The organism is Tundrisphaera lichenicola (genome assembly GCF_051175385.1).
GTDB lineage: Bacteria > Planctomycetota > Planctomycetia > Isosphaerales > Isosphaeraceae > Tundrisphaera > Tundrisphaera lichenicola.
Window position 1 is genome coordinate 5,403,330 of record NZ_CP195106.1, and the last position, 20,781, is coordinate 5,424,110.

17 protein-coding genes are annotated in these 20,781 nt (G+C 60.8%); 7 read left to right on the plus strand and 10 right to left on the minus strand.

Going from position 1 to position 20,781, the window contains the following annotated elements:
* Positions 1-204: 204 nt before the first annotated feature.
* Positions 205-1,428 carry a polysaccharide biosynthesis/export family protein gene (locus P12x_RS21140; RefSeq protein ID WP_435006737.1) on the plus strand — a complete coding sequence of 408 codons (1,224 nt, stop codon included), beginning with the start codon at positions 205-207 and terminating at the stop codon, positions 1,426-1,428.
* Positions 1,429-1,480: 52 nt separating this feature from the next.
* Here the strand turns inward: P12x_RS21140 and P12x_RS21145 are convergent, their stop codons facing one another.
* On the minus strand, positions 1,481-2,881 hold the full coding sequence (locus tag P12x_RS21145; RefSeq protein WP_435006738.1) for an MFS transporter: 1,401 nt from the start codon (positions 2,879-2,881) through the stop codon (positions 1,481-1,483).
* 154 nt (positions 2,882-3,035) lie between these two features.
* Here P12x_RS21145 and P12x_RS21150 point away from each other — a divergent pair, with 154 nt between their 5' ends.
* Positions 3,036-4,499: a hypothetical protein gene (locus P12x_RS21150; RefSeq protein ID WP_435006739.1), complete on the plus strand. Its 1,464-nt coding sequence runs from the start codon at positions 3,036-3,038 to the stop codon at positions 4,497-4,499.
* Positions 4,500-4,513: 14 nt separating this feature from the next.
* Here P12x_RS21150 and P12x_RS21155 read toward each other — a convergent pair whose 3' ends face one another.
* The 7 genes from P12x_RS21155 to P12x_RS21185 form a co-directional block, all read right to left on the minus strand.
* Positions 4,514-4,786, minus strand: coding sequence for a FliM/FliN family flagellar motor switch protein (locus P12x_RS21155; protein WP_435006741.1), 273 nt, complete (start codon positions 4,784-4,786; stop codon positions 4,514-4,516).
* 938 nt (positions 4,787-5,724) lie between these two features.
* The gene (locus tag P12x_RS21160) at positions 5,725-6,672 is read right to left on the minus strand and encodes a hypothetical protein (RefSeq protein WP_435006742.1); all 948 of its coding nucleotides are present in this window, start codon (positions 6,670-6,672) and stop codon (positions 5,725-5,727) included.
* A gap of 65 nt (positions 6,673-6,737) precedes the next feature.
* Positions 6,738-7,511, minus strand: a complete 774-nt coding sequence (locus tag P12x_RS21165; protein WP_435006743.1) for a response regulator — start codon at positions 7,509-7,511, stop codon at positions 6,738-6,740.
* A 58-nt stretch (positions 7,512-7,569) separates the two neighbouring features.
* Positions 7,570-8,814 carry an ATP-binding protein gene (locus P12x_RS21170; protein ID WP_435006744.1) on the minus strand — a complete coding sequence of 415 codons (1,245 nt, stop codon included), beginning with the start codon at positions 8,812-8,814 and terminating at the stop codon, positions 7,570-7,572.
* A gap of 76 nt (positions 8,815-8,890) precedes the next feature.
* Complete coding sequence (locus P12x_RS21175; RefSeq protein WP_435006746.1) at positions 8,891-9,490, minus strand: response regulator; 600 nt, start codon at positions 9,488-9,490, stop codon at positions 8,891-8,893.
* A 29-nt stretch (positions 9,491-9,519) separates the two neighbouring features.
* Positions 9,520-10,023 (minus strand): response regulator, encoded by a 504-nt coding sequence (locus tag P12x_RS21180; RefSeq protein WP_435006747.1) that lies wholly within the window; start codon positions 10,021-10,023, stop codon positions 9,520-9,522.
* A 79-nt stretch (positions 10,024-10,102) separates the two neighbouring features.
* Positions 10,103-12,508 (minus strand): PAS domain-containing sensor histidine kinase, encoded by a 2,406-nt coding sequence (locus P12x_RS21185; RefSeq protein ID WP_435006748.1) that lies wholly within the window; start codon positions 12,506-12,508, stop codon positions 10,103-10,105.
* 285 nt (positions 12,509-12,793) lie between these two features.
* On the opposite strand from P12x_RS21185, the gene P12x_RS21190 reads away from it, so the two are divergent.
* From P12x_RS21190 to lgt, 3 genes are read left to right on the plus strand one after another with little or no spacing between them, the layout of a single operon-like run.
* Positions 12,794-13,147, plus strand: a complete 354-nt coding sequence (locus tag P12x_RS21190) for a (2Fe-2S) ferredoxin domain-containing protein (RefSeq protein WP_435006749.1) — start codon at positions 12,794-12,796, stop codon at positions 13,145-13,147.
* Between the two features lies 1 nt (position 13,148).
* Positions 13,149-14,018: a pantoate--beta-alanine ligase gene (gene panC, locus P12x_RS21195; RefSeq protein WP_435006750.1), complete on the plus strand. Its 870-nt coding sequence runs from the start codon at positions 13,149-13,151 to the stop codon at positions 14,016-14,018.
* A 32-nt stretch (positions 14,019-14,050) separates the two neighbouring features.
* Entirely contained in the window at positions 14,051-14,899 is an 849-nt protein-coding gene (gene lgt, locus P12x_RS21200) for a prolipoprotein diacylglyceryl transferase (RefSeq protein WP_435006751.1), read from the plus strand.
* 39 nt (positions 14,900-14,938) lie between these two features.
* Here the strand turns inward: lgt and P12x_RS21205 are convergent, their stop codons facing one another.
* Positions 14,939-17,275 (minus strand): efflux RND transporter permease subunit, encoded by a 2,337-nt coding sequence (locus P12x_RS21205; protein WP_435011706.1) that lies wholly within the window; start codon positions 17,273-17,275, stop codon positions 14,939-14,941.
* Between the two features lie 294 nt (positions 17,276-17,569).
* Here P12x_RS21205 and P12x_RS21210 point away from each other — a divergent pair, with 294 nt between their 5' ends.
* Both P12x_RS21210 and P12x_RS21215 read left to right on the plus strand, forming a co-directional pair.
* On the plus strand, positions 17,570-18,712 hold the full coding sequence (locus tag P12x_RS21210) for a M20 family metallopeptidase (RefSeq protein WP_435006752.1): 1,143 nt from the start codon (positions 17,570-17,572) through the stop codon (positions 18,710-18,712).
* Positions 18,713-18,717: 5 nt separating this feature from the next.
* Positions 18,718-19,551, plus strand: a complete 834-nt coding sequence (locus tag P12x_RS21215) for a hypothetical protein (RefSeq protein ID WP_435006753.1) — start codon at positions 18,718-18,720, stop codon at positions 19,549-19,551.
* Here P12x_RS21215 and P12x_RS21220 read toward each other — a convergent pair.
* On the minus strand, positions 19,521-20,780 hold the full coding sequence (locus P12x_RS21220) for a nucleotide disphospho-sugar-binding domain-containing protein (protein ID WP_435006754.1): 1,260 nt from the start codon (positions 20,778-20,780) through the stop codon (positions 19,521-19,523). The genes P12x_RS21215 and P12x_RS21220 overlap by 31 nt on opposite strands.
* Position 20,781: the final 1 nt, after the last annotated feature.

Below are 20,781 nucleotides of genomic sequence, written 5' to 3' on the forward strand. Positions count from 1 at the left end.
ACCCCAATGCCACGGAGCCGACCTATGCCACGCCCGAGGTTATCGATCTATTTCGCGATGATTTTCGCGATATCGGTGATCGCTTCATGGTCTGCCTCGGCGCAGGAACCCCAAAAAAGATTAGAGTTCCAGGATATCGAGGAATCCATCAAACCCCTTCCCCCGCTCGAGATCCCAGACGACCCGCCGCCTCATGAGGGGGCGATGATCGACATCCCTTTCGTGATCGAGCCGCCCGACATAATCGTGATCGAGGTCCTCGAAGCCCTTCCGGGCCGGCCGATTACGGGCGAGCGCCTCGTGAAGTCGGATGGGACGATCTCGCTCGGATTTTATGGAGATGTCCATGTCCGGGGGCTGACGACCCGACAAGCCAAGGTCAAGATCATCCATCATCTGCGAAATTACCTGACCGAAGAGGTTCTCGGATTGTTCCTGCCCTCTATGGGCGAAGAAGAACTCATGCAGGAGGAGGCCAACCCTCCATTTCCAATCGATCCTGATCTCGATCCCCCTCCGGCCGATGAAGCCAGTCCGCCTCTCGACACGCCGTCCGAGCGTGAGATAAGGCCGAACTCAGCCCCGGACGACAAGCCGAAGTTGAGTCGAGGGCCCAAGAGACGATCCCTGGAAACAACGTCGCTCTTCCCGACGACAATCGGGTTCGGTCGTGGTCGATTCGCCTCCAGTAGGGTTGCGACCGGCGAACCCGTCCAGGATCCCCAGCCTGAGGCTTCGAGTCCGAAGAAACAGGCCGAGCCCGCAGCGAATCGGATCGAACGGATCGATCCGGAGGAGTCACTTCGGGTCTTCGTCGATTTCTCATCGCTGAATTCCAAGGTCTACCTCGTTCAGGGAGACGTCGGAGTTCCCGGCCGCCTGCCCATCACGGGCAAGGAAACCGTCCTCGATGCCCTCAATTACGCGGGAGGATTACGAGCGACCGCCGAGCCGCTGGATATTCACCTCTACCGCCCCGCCCGAGGCGGCAAGCCAACCAAGGATTATCGGATCGACCTGGAGGCCATCCATCGGGGCGATGCGAAAGCCAACCTTCAAATCTTCCCGGACGACCGGCTGATCGTCGGCCGAAACGCGATCGTGAAGAAGACGGTGGAGCTTGACCGCGTCGCAGCTTCACTGAACTCCGTCTTCAACTCGATCCTGCAATATAACTACGGGGTCCGATCGCTCGCGAGGAACAAAGCTCCCTTCGCGGGAGATGTCGAGATCAAGATTGATGGTCAAACAATTCGAATCCCAACCAACCCGGCAGGAAGCGGCGATGCCGACATGAAGGAGTGGTTCGAGTTCTTGTGGGACCTGACTTCCCACGAAGGGAAGCCACCGCTAGACGAGCAAGCGATCCGGGACGCCGTGTTGAAAAAGCTCGCGGCACCACCAGCCTCAAAGCCCGACAAGGATTGAAAACCGTCAGTCCCGGTCGAAGCAAACTCCGCTTCGACCGGGACCAGCCTGTTCATTCGGGTAATGGTTGACCCTTGGTCTCGGGGGCGAACGGCAAGACCATCAGGCCGATCAGGAAGACCGCGCACATGCACACTCCCGCGTATCGGCGAGCTGTGATCTCGTCGTATTCCTTGAAAACCTGGCTGGTCAACAACGCCAGGAAGAGCGGTCCGACCGACGCCACTAGCCGACCGACGTTGTAGCAAAACGACGTCCCGGTGCTGCGGAGACGGGTCGGGAACAGTTCGGGGAAGTAGATCGCGTAGCCGCCGAACACCGTGAGCTGGCAGAACCCCATGATCGGGATCATCCAGAAGAGGTCGTCCACGCTGTCGATGAACCAGAAGGTTCCCGCCGTGGCGAACATCGCCAGCAGGAACGAAATGGCGAACGCGTACCTTCGCCCGATGTACGCGGTGACCCGGGTGAAAGCGTAGATCCCCAGAAACGCCCCGAAATTCTGGAGGAGCGAGGTCAGGCCCACCAGCCAGGTCAGTTGACCTTTGACTGCCTCGGGTGAGAGCCCCTGGGCTTCCAGGTCCTTCTTGAAGACCGCGCTAACGAGGCTGAAGCTGAAGAAGCCGATCCCCCAGAGGCCGACCACCCCCGCGAATCCCAGGATCATCCCCACGATGGCATTCCGACGCCATCGAGGGTCGCCGAACAGCTCGGCGATCGAGCCCGCTCTCTGAGCCGGCTGCCCTCCCACCTCGGAATCCTCGGCCTTGACGGCGGCCTGCCACTTCTCGGGCTCCTTGAGGTTCCGACGGATCAGGATCACCAGCAAGGCGGGGGCCATCCCGATCACGAACATCCAGCGCCAGGAGTTCCCCACCTCGAAGTGCCCGAGAATCATAGCGATCACCGCCGCCGTCATGTTCCCGATCGCCGACATCGCCTGGACCCAGCCCAGGGCAAACGGTCGTGCTCGGGCCGGGATGACCTCGGCCACCAGGGCGACGCCCACGGCGAATTCGCCGCCCACGCCCAGGCCGGTCAGGAACCGATAGAACGTGAAGTCCCAGAATCCGACCGAGAGGGCACTCAGGCCGGTGAAGGCCGAATAGGCCAGGATCGTCAGGAGCATCGTCCTGGCCCGACCGATCCGGTCGCCCAGGACGCCGAAGAAGAGCCCGCCGATCGCCCAGCCGAGCATGAAAATGGTGGTCGCATACCCCTCGAAATTCGAGACCGACTGGAACGAAGGGGCTTTCCCGCCGGCACCCGTCAGGAGTTCGGTAACCGCCGGCTTCCGAGCCAGGTTGAAAAGCTGCTGGTCCATAGTGTCGAACATCCAGCCCAGCGCAGCCACGATCAGGACGAACCAGTGGTACCTGGTAAGTTCCTTGAACCAGGGGCGGGAGTTGGCGCGATCGTCCTCGGCGGCCGGTGGCTGGCTTTCAAAATGCATAACTCGATCTCTCCGATACGGCGGTCGATGGACGGTCAAGTACTCCGAATGTCTCCAGTCGCTCGAAGATAACACCCTTCGAGGCCCGTTTCCTCAACCCGGCGATCGAATTCGGAGACTCGACCCTCGCTCCCGGTCTGGCTAAGATCGGGGAATGCGACGAACAGGTTTCTCGGTAATGGCGTCGGGAGCCGCGCTGGTTGCGGTGTTCTCAGTCGGGATCATCCGGGGATCGTTCCCCCTTGGATTCCCCGGCGAGTGGGAATGGCAACGAATCTCCGCCAGGCCTTCGGTCTTCTCGACTATACTGGCCCTTTCTGTCCTGGTCGGTTACGCGGCGTTTGTTGCACTCGGGATGAGGTCGTTGATCGCCCGGAAAGGAACACGACGCGAAATAGGCTGGATCCTGGGACTGGCCATGGCCTCGGTCGGGGTCCAGGCGATGGTGCAGGAAGGGGCACCCGAGGGATATGGACTCTCGAAGTGGATATTCGCCCTCCACGCCCCCGGTTCGAGCGGCTACTTCACGGTGGCTAAATCGGAGATGGAAGCCCCCAAGCGGTTCCTTGCTGACTACCCGGAATGGATCGCCAGGCAAGATGCGCTACACGTGGGGACTCACCCGCCCGGGTTGTTTCTCACTTCTCGGGCGATCCTGGGAGTGATGGAGTCCAACCCGGGACTGGCAAGAGTGGTCAGCGCGGCTTCGCCCCCCTCGGTCTCGATGGCGATTCAGGCACTTCGAGGGACCAAGGGGATGAGCCGGGCCGACGGCGCATCGCTCACCTTGACTGGAGCGTTGACGTTGCTGGCCTGCGCCTCGACGGTCCTTCCTCTCTATGGGCTGGCTCGATCAAGCATGTCGGCACCGGCCTCGTGGGCCGCGGCCTCCTTCTGGCCCCTGGTCCCCTCCGCCATCCTGTTCCAACCCACCGCCGATACGGCATTCCCCCTACTCTCAACAACCGCACTGGCGATGGCAGCCTGGGCAGGTCGGATGGATGGTCCCCGGCAATTTGGGCTGGCCCTGATCTCGGGGATTGTCATGGCGGTGGGGATGGAGTTTACCCTGGCTTTCCTCCCGATCGGCCTGGTTGTCGCAATGCTCTACCTCACCTCTGGGAAGTCTGGGAGAGATCGGATCGGACTGCTCGGTGCCACCGGCGTCGGCTTCCTCGGGGCGACCTTGTTGGGATGGGCCGCTAGTTCGGCGAACCCCTTCGTGATCTGGTGGTGGAACCAGCGGAATCACGCCCGATTCTATGATGAGTATCCGCGAACTTATTATCTCTGGATCCTCGCAAACCCCATCGAACTGGCCGTCGGACTCGGCCTACCGATAACCATCTGGGTCTTGGTCGGCCTATTCGGGTCGTGGAGGTCCATCCGGGTATCCTGGGCAGCTTTGATCGTTCTGGTAATCTTGACGATCAGCGGTCGAAACTTGAGCGAAGTCGCTCGACTCTGGCTGCCATTGATGCCTGGCCTGTTGATCGCAGCGGGTTCCGGCTTCGATCGGTTCGGCGCGAGCCCTCGACTCCTGGCTGCCTCCGTAATCTCGGTGGGAGTTCAGACTCTCCTCTTGCAAGCGGCAATCCAGGTGGTTTACCCCATTTGACGCATTGTAGGGCGTCAGAGAAAAACGTGGATCACCCGGACTCCCAACTCGTTATCGATCTGAACCAGTTCACCCCGAGCGATCAGTTTCCCTCCGGAAGTCAGCTCGACGGGCTCCCGGCTGTGTCGTCCTAACTCCAAGACATCTCCGGGCTTGAGGTCGGCGACCCGCCCCAAGGAGAGGTTGATCCGGCCGAGTTCGACGGTCAAGGTTACGGGCACGTCGGCCGGACCAAGGGCCTCCGTCTCGGTCGAGAAACCTGTGTTCGGTTCGGCGGGGAGGAGCATGGCTAAGGTCTCTCGTGGTCTCGGCTCACGTCTCAGATTCGTTTCGAGAATCAGTTGGGCGGCCGAGGAGTTGGGGACTGCTCGGGCCAGGTAACTCGATCGGCCGGTCCGGTCGAGAAGTGTCAAGAAGATCGGCCCCTGGGGACTCGCAGCTGTCCCCTTCAAGGGAGAGCCCTCGATCGGGAGAACCGAGCCTGATCGGAGTCGTCCTAGTCCCCTGGGCATCTCGATCCGACCAGCCTCGGCTCGCCAGTTTCCGGAAAGCTCACGATATCGTTCGATTGCCAAGTTAGGGCGACTTCCCGGATGAGATTCCTCATAACGTAATCGGGCGAGGATCGATTCAGGGATCCAAAGTCGAGCCACGCCAGAGGCCGTCCCGACCTGAATTCGCCACTTCCAGGTGACGATCGGGCCGAGACCTTCCGGGTCGAAAGGGTCGGGGCCGACGCGGTCGATCAGGAGATCCCAGGGCCCTAATGGACCGGCCCGCTGATCAATCCGGGAGAGAACTCGGGCGATTGTGAACGAGAGGATGCCCCACTCGACAGGGGTCACCTGAAGTCGACTTTCTGCCGGAAGCCGCTCGAACCCGAGCAGTCGATCGACGATCGCATGAGCCAGGGGCGTATCGATCCCGAGCCCGACCCGAGTCGCCAGCCGCGGCCAGGTCAGTTGGGCAATCGCTCCCGGCCTCCGCAGCCCCGAGGCTCGCCAGTCGACCTCGAATCGATCTGCCTCCACCTCGTTTGCCAGCACTGGCGAGAGTTCGGCAAGCCATGGAATCGGTCCCAGTTTCGGACCATGGGTTGCAAGCCACTTTTCCAGGCGAATCGAACCGCGAGGCACGAAGGGAAGGACCCCGAGCGGCCCAGGACCGATGGACGATTGTCCGATCCGTCGTACTCGTTCGCCAGGTTCCGGGACATTGGAGCGGATCACGATGTGTTACCTCGATAGCGACACATCCTCCCTTCGGATAGCAGACGGGCCCAGGCTGCTTCCAGGATCCACGACTCCCAGGCTGCCAGGATTCGCTCAGGGAGGGTCGATGCCGATCGAGCCTTCATCGATTTGACGATGGTATAAGGGAGATGCTGGATAGCCCAGCGAGCCCGGGCCGGCTCGACGTTTTGGAGGAGTCGTCCGATGGTGAGAAGTCCCACCCAGGAATGGCCCCGGTGACGCTCATCATCGAGCATCCCGAGATCGCCACGAGCGGCCTCGACCAGTCGCCGATCGGCCTGCCCGATTTGCCTCCGGAAGAAGCCAATTCGGACACGATCGGCCGTCGACATCCTCACCAAAGACTCGTCGGACGGCGACGGGCCGTGTCCCTCGATCGCGTAAGCGTGCTTGACCTGCCCACAGACCTTAACCAGTCTTGCCACCTCTCGAAGCTTCATCCGAGTGATCGCGATCACGACGGGCGGGTCATCATCCCGTTCGGAAGGTCCTCCCAGGAGTCTTTCCTTCCAGAGTGTCAGAGCCCAGCCGATCGCTTCCGGGTCGCCTTCATGAAGCGAATTCGAATGGTGGTCGGCCGTTCCCCGATCCTGGAGGAGTATTTTCCGAATCGAGTGAGGGCCATGCGAGGAAACGAGTCGCAGGATCGAGGGAGACTCGTTCCGAAGGGCACGGACGATCCAGGAAGGATGAATCCTCGATAGGTCGGGACGAGCGGAGTCCTGGTGCTCGCTCCTGAGCCGGTCGAATGCTTCGATGGGCTTCAACTTTGCGAACCCTGACCTGGCGATTCGGAGTGATTCGCGACGCTCAACCGCGAACTTTTCGAGTAAATCCACGAAGGCTGGCCCACCCCAGGCCTTCTCCGCGAGCATGAGGACACGATCGACACTGCCTGGCGACTCGTCGATCCTCGACAAGTTTCACCTCCTCGGTCGCGGTAAAATCCGATCGCCGGGAATATCTCGAAGGGGCGACGACTCGATCAGGTCTCGGAAGGAGTGAGACTCGTGAGGACCAACCGTCGGGTTTCTTCGTTGAAGGAAATCTTGTCGAACTGCCCCTTCGCGATCAAGCCAGCGAGCCCTTCTAATTTCCGGGGCGGAAAGGCCTCGAACCAGCCGGACTCATCAGCAACCACGAATTCGACCTCATCCTGGTCCCATCTGTAATGGATCGAGGCAACCGTCCCGGTCGCTTTTCGGGAACCCCATTCGATGGCCCGAGAAGTAAGGTCGATGAGAACCTGTCCGATCCGGCGAGCCATGTCCTCGGAGACTCGGGTTCTTTCCAGGAGCAGGGTGCGGAGCTTGCAGATCGCGCGGTAATTCGCGACCTCGTTCCTCGCCTCGAGGGCCACCTGCCCCTCACTCGAACTGCGCGCGATCTCCTGACGCCAGTCGTTGGCCTGTTCCATCGCCTCGAAAATCTGCTCAGGAGTATAGGGCTTGGAGACGTAGTCGCTGGCCCCGGTAAAGAATCCTTGACGTCGATTCTCCTCGGCAAGCCGGGCCGTTACCATCACCACGGGGATGGTGCAGGTAGATCGGCTTTCCTTGAGAACCCGACAGATGTCATAGCCGCTGATGTCGGGCAGCATCAGATCCAGGAAGACGAGATCATGTCGGACCGGGTCGACCATCTCCAGGGCCTGACCTCCCGAGAACGCCGAGTCGGTCTGAAATCCGCGGAGTTGAACCAGCATCGAGAGGAGTTGGTTGGCCTCGGGTTCATCCTCGACGATCAGAGCGGTCGGCATCAGGTCTCCCTCTCGGGTCGAGAGCGCCAGTCCGGCGGCATTCCCGACCGATCGATCATCACGACTCGGAGGAACCGTGTTCCGGCGTGACATCCGGCACAATCCATTCTAACCCATCTTTCTCGGGAAGGAACGGGTGACGAGGGAGTCTGAGCGTGATCCGCGTCCCCCGGCCCAGTTCACTCTCGGCCGAGACCCGGCCTCCGTGGAGTTCGACGAATTGTCGGACGATACTCAAACCCAGGCCCAAACCCCTCTTCTGGAATCCGAAATCACCGGAGGAGTGTCGACTCGGGTCGAATTCGGTGAAGAACGGCTGGAACATCTGGCGGAGTGCCCTCGGTTCGACTCCGATCCCACGATCAGCCACGATGACCTCCGCTTCTTCGGGTGAGGTCAACCGGGCGTGAAGCCTGATCTCGCCCCCATCCGGCGTGAATTTGATGGCATTGGTCAGCAAATTAAGGACGGCGTCTCCGATCTTCGCCGCATCTAATCGGAACTCGCCGAGGTCGTCGGCGATGTCGACGATGAGCTTATGGTCTCTCCTGGCCACGAAAGGCTCGACCCGCGCGACGACATCCCTCAGTAGTGATTCCAGGCTGACGGGTTCCGGGTGGAGGGTATTGCGGAAATCCTCGGAACGCATCAGCGTGAGAGTGTTGGCCACGAGTTTTGCGAGTTGCCGTGCGCTGCCGGCGATCCGCTCGACCACCTCCCTTTCTCGAGGTTCTCGATCGGGGTTGAGGAGCCGGAGGAGTTCGCTGAGCCCCAGGACGAGGGTAATCGGCGTGTTGAATTCGTGGCTAGCGACCTCGATGAAGGCACTCTTCAGGACGCCCGATTCCTCCAGTTCCTGGTTGGCCCTGGTCAACCGCTCGTTGGCTTCCTGGAGCTGAAGGACCAGTCGATTTCTCTCGGCGACCAGCTCATACTGCTCGACGGCCTGGCGGACCAGCGCTTCGAGTTCCAGGGGATCCCAGGGCTTGAGGATATAGCGAAAGATCCGCCCTTCGTTGACGGCGTTGATCACGGCCTGGATGTCGGCGTAGCCGGTGAAGAGCATCCGGACTGCATCCGGACGGACCAGGCGGGCCTGAGCCAAGAAGGCATCTCCGGTCATTCCGGGCATCCTCTGATCGGAGAGGATCACGTGGACGTCTTCAGCCTTCAGGATCTCCAGGGCCGGTCCTCCGGCCTCGGCGGTCAACACACGATAGGCGCGGTGGAACAGATGACGGAGGCTATCAAGGACGTCGGGCTCGTCGTCCACAATCAGGAGCGTATGTCGCCGCCCTTGCATGACCACTCTCTCCATCCTCCGATCGCCCCCGAACTTTCATCGGGGACGCTACCGGCCCTGAACCGGGCCTCCGAAGCTAACCAATCGAACCTATTGGACCACTGGACGACCCCGAGACGACGTCCTCCAACATCTTGACTCGTCGCGTCAGGACCTCGAGGTCCGACCGGAGACGACCAGTCTCGATCAGGGCACGCTTCTGCTCGTTGGCCTCGAGAAGTTCGCGATCGGCCCGGGAGAGCCGAAGGTTCGCTTCCCGGAGTTCGGCGATTAACCGACGCCGATCCGAGATCAAGTCATGATGTTCGACGGCCTGTCGGACGATTCCTTCGAGTTCCAGGGGATCCCAGGGCTTGAGAATATAACGGAAGATTCGCCCTTCGTTGACGGCATTGATCACGGCCTGGATGTCGGCGTAGCCGGTGAAGAGCATCCGGACAGCATCCGGACGCGACACCCTCGCCTGAGAAAGGAAGACATCCCCGGTCATCCCGGGCATCCGCTGGTCGGAAAGAATCACGTGGATATCTTCGCGCCCGAGGATCTCCAGGGCCGAATGTCCATCCTCGGAGGTGAGCACCCGGTAATCACGCAAAAACTGGTTTCGGAGCGACTGGAGCAGTCCCGGTTCGTCGTCCACGATGAGTAGCGTATGCCTTCGATCGTCCTGACCCATGTCGGAGTCATCTCCCCACGATCGTCCGATCATCCGGAGACGCCCGGATTTCCGCCCAGACGTCGGACCTCGCCTTCCAGGGCAGTGACTCGTTGTTGTAGCGCGGCGATCTCGCCTCGAAGTTTTTCTCCTCGCTCGTAATCGCCGATCAGCCTTTCATACTCCTGAGCCGCTTGGCGGACGGCGTCGAGCAATTCCTCGGGCTGCCAGGGCTTCTTGAGGAATTGATAGACATGCCCCTGATTGATCGCGGCGATGATCGACTCGAGGTCGGCGTAGCCGGTGAAGAGCATCCGGACCGCCTGGGGATTCTTCGCCTTGACCCGAGTCAGGAGCTCGACCCCGGAGACCTGGGGCATCCGCTGATCGGTCATGATGATGTGCACTTCCTCCTCCTGCATCAGCCGGAACCCATCCTGACCGCTGTGAGCCTTCAGCACGCGGAACTCACGTCGCAGCAAGTCGTGGACCGAGTCGCAGACGTCCGGCTCGTCGTCGACGATCAGAAGGGTGTACTTGGCGGGTGCTTGCATCGGGATCTGGCTCCGGTCGTCGCATACTGGGCGAATTCGAGGTTTTGATGAGTCCGAAAGGCGATCGACTCCGCCCACTTCACGCTTTCTTGGAGGGATACAACGGGAGGAAGATACGAAATCGCGTCCCGTTGCCAACTTCACTTTCGACCTCGATCCGTCCCCCGTGACCGGCGATGATCCCATGACTGATCGAAAGGCCAAGCCCGGTCCCCTCCCCGGCCGATTTCGTCGTGTAGAAGGGGTCGAACAATTTTGAGAGTGACTCAGGCGCGATTCCCGGGCCATTGTCACCGATCATGATGAGGAACGAATCCCCAACTTCCTGAGTGACCACTTCGATCCGCCCACCTTCACCGCGTCCCATGCTCTCGATCGCCTGAATCGCGTTGACCAATAAATTGAGGACCACCTGACCGATCTGCGATGCTAGGCAGTGGACTGCCGAGCGAGACTCGTGCTTCTCGATGATCTTGATGCCGCCCCTCTGAAGGCGGCCCCGAACCATCTCAAGCGACGGAAGTATCAGCTCCGAAATCACGACCGGTTCCATCTTCGGGGGCGAGGTTCGGGCCAATCCCCGAAGGTTCTGGACGATTGCGGCAACCCTCTGGATCCCCTCTCGAGTCCTGGAGAGCATCCGCTCCAGGTTGGAACGAACGTAAGGCCAGTCGAGGTCATCGCTCAGCGCCTGGATCATCCGGAGGCGCTCGGGATCGAGCTGGGCGATCGCCCCTTGAGCTTCTTGATAGAGATCCATCATCGCCAGGACGCCCTTGAAGTCGCGTTCCAGGACGGCCAGATTATTCCCCACGTAGGCCAGCGGGTTATTGATCTCGTGTGCGATACCCGCGCTCAGCAGGCCGATCGACGCCAGCTTCTCCGATTGGACGAGCATCGCCCGCATCCGATGACTCTCGGTCTGATCGCGAATCGAGCCGATGAACTGGAATTCCCCGTCAAATTCCACCGCGCTGAGCGAGAGTTCCAGCGGGAATTCCTCGCCGTCCTTGCGAAGTCCGGTCAGTTCGACGGTATGGCCGATGACCCGAGACTCGCCGCATTCGAGGTAATTTCCCAGGCCAAGGTGGTAGGAATCGCGGAGTGCCATCGGCATCAGGTCGGAGAGAGGCCTGCCGATGATCTCGTCCGCTCCATAGCCGAACGTCCGCTCGGCGGCCGGGTTGAAAAGCGTGATCCGACCCAATCCGTCGGCCACAACAACAGCATCGTGCGATCCTTCGGTTAAAAGGCGATACCGAGCCTCCGACCGAACCAGGTCTCGATTTTTCGCCTCGATCGCTCGGGCGTTCCGGGCCTCGGCCTCCTCATACTGCCGATGGGCCTCCTCCAGGGCTTTCCGCTCGGTGATGTCGCGGCAGACGGCCAGCACTGCAGTCTGGTCCTCCAGCTGGATCATCGAAGTGCTGATATCGACCGGAAGCACTCGACCATCGCTGGTCCGGTGTCGCCCTTCGAAAACGATGTGACGCCGATCAAGTTGTCTCCGGAGTCGCTCCCTGAATCCGATGGAGAATTCCGGGTCATCGACGTCAAACGTGGTTAAAGTCAGAAATTCATCTCGGGTGTATCCGAGCCGTCGACAGGCCGCCGGATTGGCGTCCAGGATGTGGCCATCCAGGTCGTGCACGAAGACGATGTCCTCGATCCCATCGAAAAGGGCCCGAGCGCGACGCTCCGAGGCCATCAAGGCCGCTTCGATCTGAGTCCTCGAGGTAATATCTTCGATCGTACTTCGGATTCCGATGATCCGACCGGAATCATCCAATCGGTGACGCTCGACGATCGCGACGACGAGTTGCCGACCATCCCGACATTGATAGGTCCTCTGGATTGGAACCAGCGGGCGTTCCCCTCGAAGCTTCTCCATCACGGCCGTCTTGGCGATTTCCCGGGATTCCTCGGCCAGGAAATCGACCACGGGATGGCCAAGCATCTCGGAACGATCGTAACCCAACATCTCGCATTCGGTCTGGTTGATCGCGGCGATCCGTCCTTCCAGATCGATTTCGTGATATCCGAAAGGGGCCTCGTCGTAGAGTCGTCGAAATCTCTCCTCCGACTCACGCAAGGCGAACTCGGCCAGCTTTCGCTCCGTGGTCTCGGTCACGAACGAGTAATAACCCCGGATCTGCCCATCCTCGTCCCGGTCCAGGTCGACCACGGCCTCGACCGGGACGATTCGGCCATCCTTCCGTCGGTATTCTTTCTCGTAGCGAACCGAGTGTCCGGTCCGGAGAAGCTCCGCCAGGGCCTTTCGTCCGGGCTCGATCCACCGTTCCGGGGTGATGTCGGCGATCGTCATCCCCACAAGTTCTTCGGGAAGATAACCGACCATCTCCGAGAATGCAGGATTGACCAGGACGAACCGAAGATCCATGTCGACCGCCACGAAGGGTTGAGCGGTCGATTCGATGAGTCGGAAGAAAAATCGGGCCTGGGCATCCAACGACGGGAGCTTCACGGGCTTCGGCCCTCGCAGGGCAAGGCGACCGGGTTCAGAACGAGAAAAGTCCCCATTTCCCGGCGATTCGGCGGTCCGCCGGAATATCGAGGGCCTGGTTGAGAATCTGAGAAAACCGCTTCGATAGGCAGTCTCAGGGATTTCGGCTCGACCTGGTCGAGCAGTCCCTTGGCCCGGTCGCACCCGGGCAGGACTTGACCCGTGGCAATGACCTCTCCACCATATCATCGCCGAGTCGCGAAGGCCAATGTAGCCCTCCCCCGCATTCCAGAGCCCCGGACCATCATGCCCGCCTACACGCACCACATTTTCGTCTGCGGGAACGCTCGGGAAGCCGACCATCCTCGAGGAAGTTGCGATCCCGAGGGGAGGCAGTCGCTTCGCGATGCCTTCCGGAAAGCGTTGAAGGATGCCGGGGTTGCTCGTACCACCCGGGCCAACCACGCTGGTTGTCTCGACCAATGTGAACATGGACCGGTCGTCGCGATCTATCCGCAGGGGGTCTGGTATGGCCAGGTGAGGCCCGAGGACGTGCCCCGGATCGTGAACCGGACAATCGTGAATGGCGAGATCCTGGAAGATCTCGCGATCGCGAATGACTGCCTGAACAATCCCGACTGCCCGCATCGGACCCGTTGAGATGATGCTCTCCCCGATCAAGACTCTGACTACCATCGCCGAAGTTCGACGGGCTGTCGCTGATGTCCGTCGCTCCGGCCGGTCGATCGGGCTCGTCCCGACGATGGGAGCGCTGCACGATGGCCACCTCCGACTGGTCGAACAGGCCCGAAGTCACTCGGACTTCGTGGTCGTCTCCAGCTTCGTGAATCCCACCCAGTTCGGCCCCAATGAGGATTTTCGAAGCTACCCGAGGACGCCGGAGGCCGATGCAGACCTTTGCGCGCGGGGCGGGGCCGATCTGATCTTCGCCCCCGAGGTCGGTGAGATGTACCCGGTGGGTCCGTCCTCGACCACAGTCGATGTTTCGACCCTCTCCCGACTCCTGGAAGGAGCCAGCCGGCCCGGTCATTTCGCGGGCGTGGCGACGGTGGTCCTGAAGTTGTTCCAAATCGCCATTCCCGACCAAGCCTACTTTGGCACTAAAGATTATCAACAGCTCCTTGTCATCCGAAAAATGGTCGATGACCTGAACGTTCCGGTGGAGATCGTGCCGGTCCAGACCGTCCGAGAGCCGGATGGGTTGGCGATGAGCAGCCGGAACCGTTATCTCGACGTTGAGCAGAGGCGAGCGGCCGTGATCCTCTGGATCTCCCTGAAGCAGGCCGCCAAGGCCGTTCAGGAAGGGGAACGAGATGCCGAGCGGATTCGACAGATTCTCCGCGAATCGGTAGGATCAGAGCCCCTGGCGCGGCTGGATTACGCGGAAGTGGCCGACTCCGAGACCCTGGAACCAGCACGAGCGGTCGGGCCCGGATCTCGGACCGTCGCCTTGCTGGCGGTGCGGGTCGGCCCCGCCCGACTCATCGACAACGCCCCCTTGCCCGGTTGAATCGCGACCGAACCGGAAGTACGAGGCCAATCATGAGGCAGATTCTCTTCGAGGTTCCCGGTATCGGGGTGAAAATCTTCGGCTACGGCCTGATGCTCTTCTTCGCCTTCCTGGCCTCGATGAACCTCGCCGCCTGGCGGGCCCGTCGGGAGAAGATCGACCCCGAAATCGTCTACGATCTGGCCCTGTACGTCTTCCTCGGGGGCTTGATCGGAGCGAGGGGATTTTACGTTGGTCAGTACTGGGGAACGCGGATTCACTCGTTCTGGGAGATCTTCCAGATCTGGAACGGGGGGATCGTCCTTTACGGGAGTATCATCGGAGGGACGGCCGCGTTCCTGGTCTATCGCCTCATCCGGCCCTTCCCGCTCCGGCCGATGCTGGACGTGATCGCCCCGTCGCTGGCCCTTGGGATTGCCATCGGCAGGCTCGGCTGTTTCCTGAACGGATGCTGCTACGGGGACACTTGCGATTTGCCCTGGGCCGTCTCGTTCCCCAAGCTCTCACCCCCCTGGCAGGCCGAGGTCAGCCGTCACCTGATCCCGCCCAATGCCGAACATTCCCTCGCCCTCCATCCCACCCAGCTCTACTCGACGATCGACGGATTGATCCTGACCCTCCTGCTCTCCGCCTATTACCCGCTCCGTCGGCGCGATGGTGAGGTCATGGGGTTGCTTATGATCACCTATCCGGTCACGCGCTACCTGGTCGAACACCTTCGAAATGACGAAGGTATCTTCTTCGCCGGGATGACAATATCGCAGCTGATCAGCGTGGGCCTGATGGCGTCGGGAGTCATCTACTGGGTCTGGCTCTCGCGCCTACCTCGCGAACGTTTCGCCGATCAACTCGAGCCGAGCGAGTTGCAAGCCGTCTCCTGATGGATCGGTTCCGAGCTGATATAACGCAGGAAGACCGTCTCAAGCCTCGGCGGCGACAGGTAGCTGGTTCCGGGCCTTCTTCAGACGTTCGCCCAGAGTAAGGCACGCGGGCAATAGTAGGATGTTGCCGATCGTGCTCCCCGCTGTGGCGATGGCCACCATCGCCCCGAAGTTCGAGAAGGGAGTGAATTCGCTGAATCGAAGCGCCAGAAATCCAACCGCGACAGCGATACTCGAGAGCAGAACACCGGGGCCGGTAACGGCATAGCTGGCGAACAGACTCTCGCGAAATGGCTCCGATCGTCGGTACCGATGGAACTGGAGTAAACAGTGGAAGGTGTCATCCACGGATAGTCCAAGGGCCACGCTGGCCACCAGGGCCGTCGCCAGATCCAGCTTGATCCCCATCCACCCCATCAAGCCGAGGACCAGGGCCACCGACAGGAGCGTGGGTAGGATGGCCAGGCAGGCCAGGACCGGACCTCGAAGGGCGATCGCGAGCATCAGTAGAATACCGACCACGGACCAGGTAAACGTGGTCCATTGAGTCCGGATCACTCCTTCGGTCGTCTTGGTCATCAAGAATGAGAGGCCCGTCAAAAAGGTCTCCGGTCCGAAGGCGGCACGGGCCTGAGTCGTGGCTCGATCGAAGATGGCCGACTTGTCCGAGGCTGGTTGTTGCTCGACCAGACGGACCAGGATTCGGGCTTCTTTTGCCCGCGAGTTCCAGAATCCCTGGAGTAGTTCGGCCTGCGGAGAGCTCGAGATCAGGTCGATTTTCGTCGCCAGGATCCGGTTCGCCGATTCCTCCGGAAGCGCCGTGATCCGCCGATCGGGATCGAGCACCGTGGCCAACGACAAGACATGCGAAGCTCCCGGCCGTCCGCCCGATTGGCCGATAAGGCCTTCTTCGACCGACCGAAAACGCTCCAGAGTCGTCGCTGAGATTGTCTCTTCCGCCGGTACGATCAACTCGACGACACCGATCCCCCCGAGTCTCGATTCAACCGTCTGGTAGTCGCGCACGACCCGAGTATCAGGCTTGAAGGCATTGATGTAATTCGACTCGTAGGACAACCTTGTCATTCCCAATGAGATGGGAACGACAGCGACAATGATCGCGATCACGATCCTCGCGGGATGATGGTAAACCCAACCGGTGACCCTTCCGACACGCTGGCCGACGCTTGAAGATGTCCCGAGTTTCACAGGGAGATCCAGCCGGAAGGGCGGATTCATCGCAGCCGGCGAGATGACCATAACGAGGAGGGCCGCCAGTAGGGTGCAAGTACCCATGATCCAACCGAATTGCTGGATCGGGACCACATTGCTCGTCACCAAGGCCCCATAGCCGATCGCACCGGTGATCGCACACCAGAAGATGGGAGCAGAGACCGCCTCCAGAGTCTTCCGGGACGCGATCCGGACATCACCCTCTCGCCTCCGTTCATCTCGGAAATGAATGGCCAGGTGGCTCGCCGCCGGCATCGTCAGGACGATGATCTGGGCCACCAGTGGCCCTCCGGAGAGGGAGAGTTTCATGTTGAAGGTCGCCAGGACCCATTCGGTGGCCAGCCAGACCACCCATCCTGAGATCAAGGGAACCAACGCCCACCAGAGACTTTTCGTGGCCGTCAGGGTGACAACCCCGATCAAAATCATGCCCACGATCGCCAGCCGGCGTCCATCAACATCAATGCTATTGAAACCATCGGCCAGGAGGACCGGCGGCCCGACGATCGCCGGGCGAACTAGCTTGTGTTTGGCGGCGAATCCGTCGGCTTGCTCTCTGAGTCTCTTGACCGACGACTGAACGTCGAATTCCTCGATTTTCTTGAGACGGACCACGAGCGCTGTGGACTTGGCCTCCGGATCGATCAAGGTTCCGACGAAGAGTGGGTGCCTGGTCAATCGGGCCTTGAGATCGGCCAGTCCACGGGCGTCGGCGGATCGGATCGCACCACCGACAGAAAGGGCACTCGTGCCTTGAAGTCTGAGATTCCGGATCGCCTCCTTCATCGCCCGCTGGGCTCGATCGCGGAAGAATCCCGGAAGCTTGTCCATCTCAATCAGCGCATCGTCGACCTTCCAGAGCAGCGGCATCGCGTCGAGCGACTCGACCCTTTCGACGCCCGGAATGTCCGCCTCCCCGAGCATCCTCGCCAGTTCCTCGGCCCGGTCCATCCCTCCGGCCGTGAGCAGGGCGGGATCGTCGTATGAGACAAAGACGAAGTTATCGTCGCCGAAAGCGTCGGAGGCCTTCCGGTAGTCGAGGATCGCCGGGTCGTCGTCGGCGAAAAAAGATTTGATGGACTGTTCGTAGCTGACCCGCTTGCCCGCGACGATGAGTGCGATTAGAAGCAAGAACACGGCCATGATCGACAGGCGGCCGGAACGAAGTAAGAGTGAAATCACAGCAAGATTCGCCTCGGGGATGAGATGGACGGACCTCAGGATCCGTCAATCTCGCGGAAGGAAACTCGGACGCGGCCGACAATAGGAGTTTTAGGCAAGTGGTCTATCCTTGTCGAGCGAATCGATCGCCAGAACCGACGCCATGGACTCCGATGGCCTGAACGTCTCGAGATTGCTATTCTCTGAGATAGGTTAACCACCCCTGGAGATCAGCTGACCGACTCGCTTCAATCTGTCCTTCGAAAGATCCGCCTCATGCCCGGCTCTTTGATCCACGAAATGCTCCGTTCCCGAGAGGTCGAGTGGCTTGGCGCACTCCGACAATTGGTGGAATTCGAGTCGCCAAGTCGCGACAAACCGGCCCTCGATCGCCTGGCGGATCGGCTAGTCGAAGGAGCCGAGTCGTTCGGAGGAGAGGTCGAACGATTCGCTAATCCGTCCGGAGGAGACCACCTACTCGCCCGGTTCTTCGGTCGAGAAACCTCCGAGAAGCCCATCCTGATCCTGGGTCACTTCGACACGGTCTGGCCGATGGGGACCCTGGCTACGATGCCTTTCCGCGTCGAATCCGGTAAGGCATTCGGCCCGGGCGTTTTCGACATGAAGGCCAGCCTCATCCTGGTCGACTTCGCGATCGATTCGCTCCGAAAACTCGGACTCCAACCTGCCCGACCTGTCGAATTACTCCTGACCTCGGACGAGGAGATCGGCAGCCCGACCTCCCGTTCTCTCATCGAGGATCGGGCCCGAGCGTCCTCTCATGTCCTGGTCGTCGAACCTCCCTTGACTGATGGCTCCTTGAAGACGGCCCGAAAGGGCGTCGGCGCCTTCAAAATCGAGGTGGAAGGACGGCCAGCTCACGCGGGCGTCGAGCCCGAGAAGGGCATCAGCGCGATCGAGGAACTTGCGAGGCTGGTCCTCCGCCTTCATGACTTGAACGATCCGGCGGCGGGAATCTCGGTCAACGTCGGGATTATCGAGGGGGGTACGACGCCGAATGTGGTCGCGGCCCGCGCCTCGGCCCGCATCGACGTCCGGGCCAGAACTCAGTCTCAGGCACTCGTGCTCGAAGAATCCATCCGTTCCATCGCTCCCGGACATCCCGAGGCAAAACTGACCATCCGGGGCGGATTCAACCGTCCTCCGATGGAACGAACCCCGGAAGTGGGAAGGCTATTCGAGTTGGCCCGGTCGCTCGGGCAATCGATCGGCCTTGAACTTGGAGAAGGTTCGACCGGAGGCGGGTCCGACGGCAATTTCACGGCTGCGTTGGGTCTCCCCACGCTCGACGGGCTCGGCTGTCGGGGCGCCGGGGCTCACGCCGATCATGAGCAGGTGGAGCTGGAATCGCTCCCGGAACGCGCTGCCCTCCTGGCTCTGCTACTGTTGAACCTCTAGGTGCCATGATGTCCCAGGAAGTCGAGATCCGCCGAGCTCTCACGATCGCCGATTACCAGGCCTGCCAGGAGGCCCAGAGGAAAGCCTGGGGGATCACCGACGACAGCTACGTAGTCCCCCTGGCTACCTTGGTCGGGGCGAACATGCATGGCGGACTGGTCCTGGGAGCGTTCACGGACCGAGGCGATGCCGTGGGCCTCTCATTCGCCTTTCTCGGCAAGGTGGAAGGGCGACCTTGCCTTTATTCACAATTAACTGGCGTCGTTCCAGGCCAGCAAGGGCACGGACTTGGAGGGCGACTCAAGCAGTATCAGCGCGAATTCGCCCGGTCCGAGGGAATTCCTAGCCTCGCCTGGTCGTTTGACCCTCTTCAATCGGGAAACGCGCGATTCAACCTCGGTCGACTGGGAGCGAAGTCGAGCCGCTACATCGAGGACATGTACGGGCGGAGAACCGATGCGTTGAACGCCGGTGCGACGACCGACCGATTGATCGTCGAATGGGCCAGTGATCCCAGCCGTGAAACGCCGATCGAAATCGACGACCTCTCGAAAATTCCTCGATTAATCGAGACACGTGTTTCCGAGGGTGGTTCTCCTACGGAATTCGACCACCTCGATCCGAGCGAAATCGGACCGATTGCCCTCCTCGAGATTCCGCAGGAGATCGCTTCGCTCCGCATCCGGGATCCGGCCCTGGCCGAGGGATGGAGCCGGTCCGTACGTCGAGCCTTTCTCGAAGCCTTCGCCGCCGGGTATAGGGCCGAGGGTTTCGCCCGCGACGACCTCTCGGGAAGTTCTAAATGCTATTACGTCCTGGCTCGAAGTTCCGCCGCCTGATCCGCTTCGAGGGCCTGCTCGAGGACCGACCGGAACCTGGAATGGGCGTCGTATCGTCCGAAAATCTGGGCAAGTTCCCGGGCCGCTGACCCGAAGGAGGGATCCTCCATCATCCGGAGGACCGCCGACCGGATCTCGGACGGTCCGGCATCTTCGGAGCGAATCAACACGCCTGCTCCTCGACTCTCGATCCCCCGCATGTTGAGGTGCTGATCGAGGTTTTCCGCCAGTCCCAGGACCGGGATTCCGATGCCCAACGCCTGCTGGGTCGTCGGGCTACCACCGTTGCAGATTACGAGCATCGAACGCGAGGCGGCTTCTTTTCCCGGGAGGTAAGGTTCGATCCGGGCATTGGGAGGAATCACGCCCTCGATTAGCTTCCCCGCCGAGGCCGCGATGACTTGGACCGGTAGATCGGCCAGAGCGTCCAGGATCTTTGAGAGTAAACCGGGACGGCCCGAGCTTCCCATGGTCGCGTAGATCGTCGGGATCTCCCCTTGGATCTCACTCCACCAGATTGGAGGAGCGATCCCAGGGGACCAGTCGATGGGTCCAAGATAGATGTGATTGGGAGGTAGTTGCGAGGTTGGAACCAGTTCGGGTACATCAGCGTAGAGAGTCCAATCGGCATCCGTATAAGTCCGCCGAAGATCTCCGCCCAGAGGAGGAAGGCCTCGAGATTTCCGGAGATGGTCGAGCGGTCGAGCATGCACGGCGAATGCCATCGGTTGCGCCAGTCGAAACAGAGGCGTTGCCATCCGAACGCCCAGGAATCGCGAGATCGGCAACTCGGGCATCGGAAATCCTTTCTCCGCGTAAGGACTCCAGTAAGCATTAACCAGGGCGAGATACGGCACTCGTGCCATTCGGGCGCTGATCGAGAGCGTGAGTCGGAAATCGCCGACCACCGCCGCCGGCCGAACGGCTTCGATCAGGGCAAGATCATCCGAAAGGTATGACTCGAGCGTGGCCGCGTCATAAAGCGGGCTACCCGCCGCCAGGGCTTCGAGAAATCGCGATGGTTCGATAGACCGAATCGCTCGAACCTCAAATCCTTTTCCCAGCCAGGGCTCTCCGAAGCGTCGATCGGAAGCGAAGAAGATCTCGAATTCCCGAGGATCCAATCGTTCGGCCAGGGCGAGAAGCCGGGCGACATGGGCCAGCGTGACCGCCTCGGCCACGAAGAGGATCCGAGGGCGTCGACGTGTCTCGATCGGTTCGACTCCCATC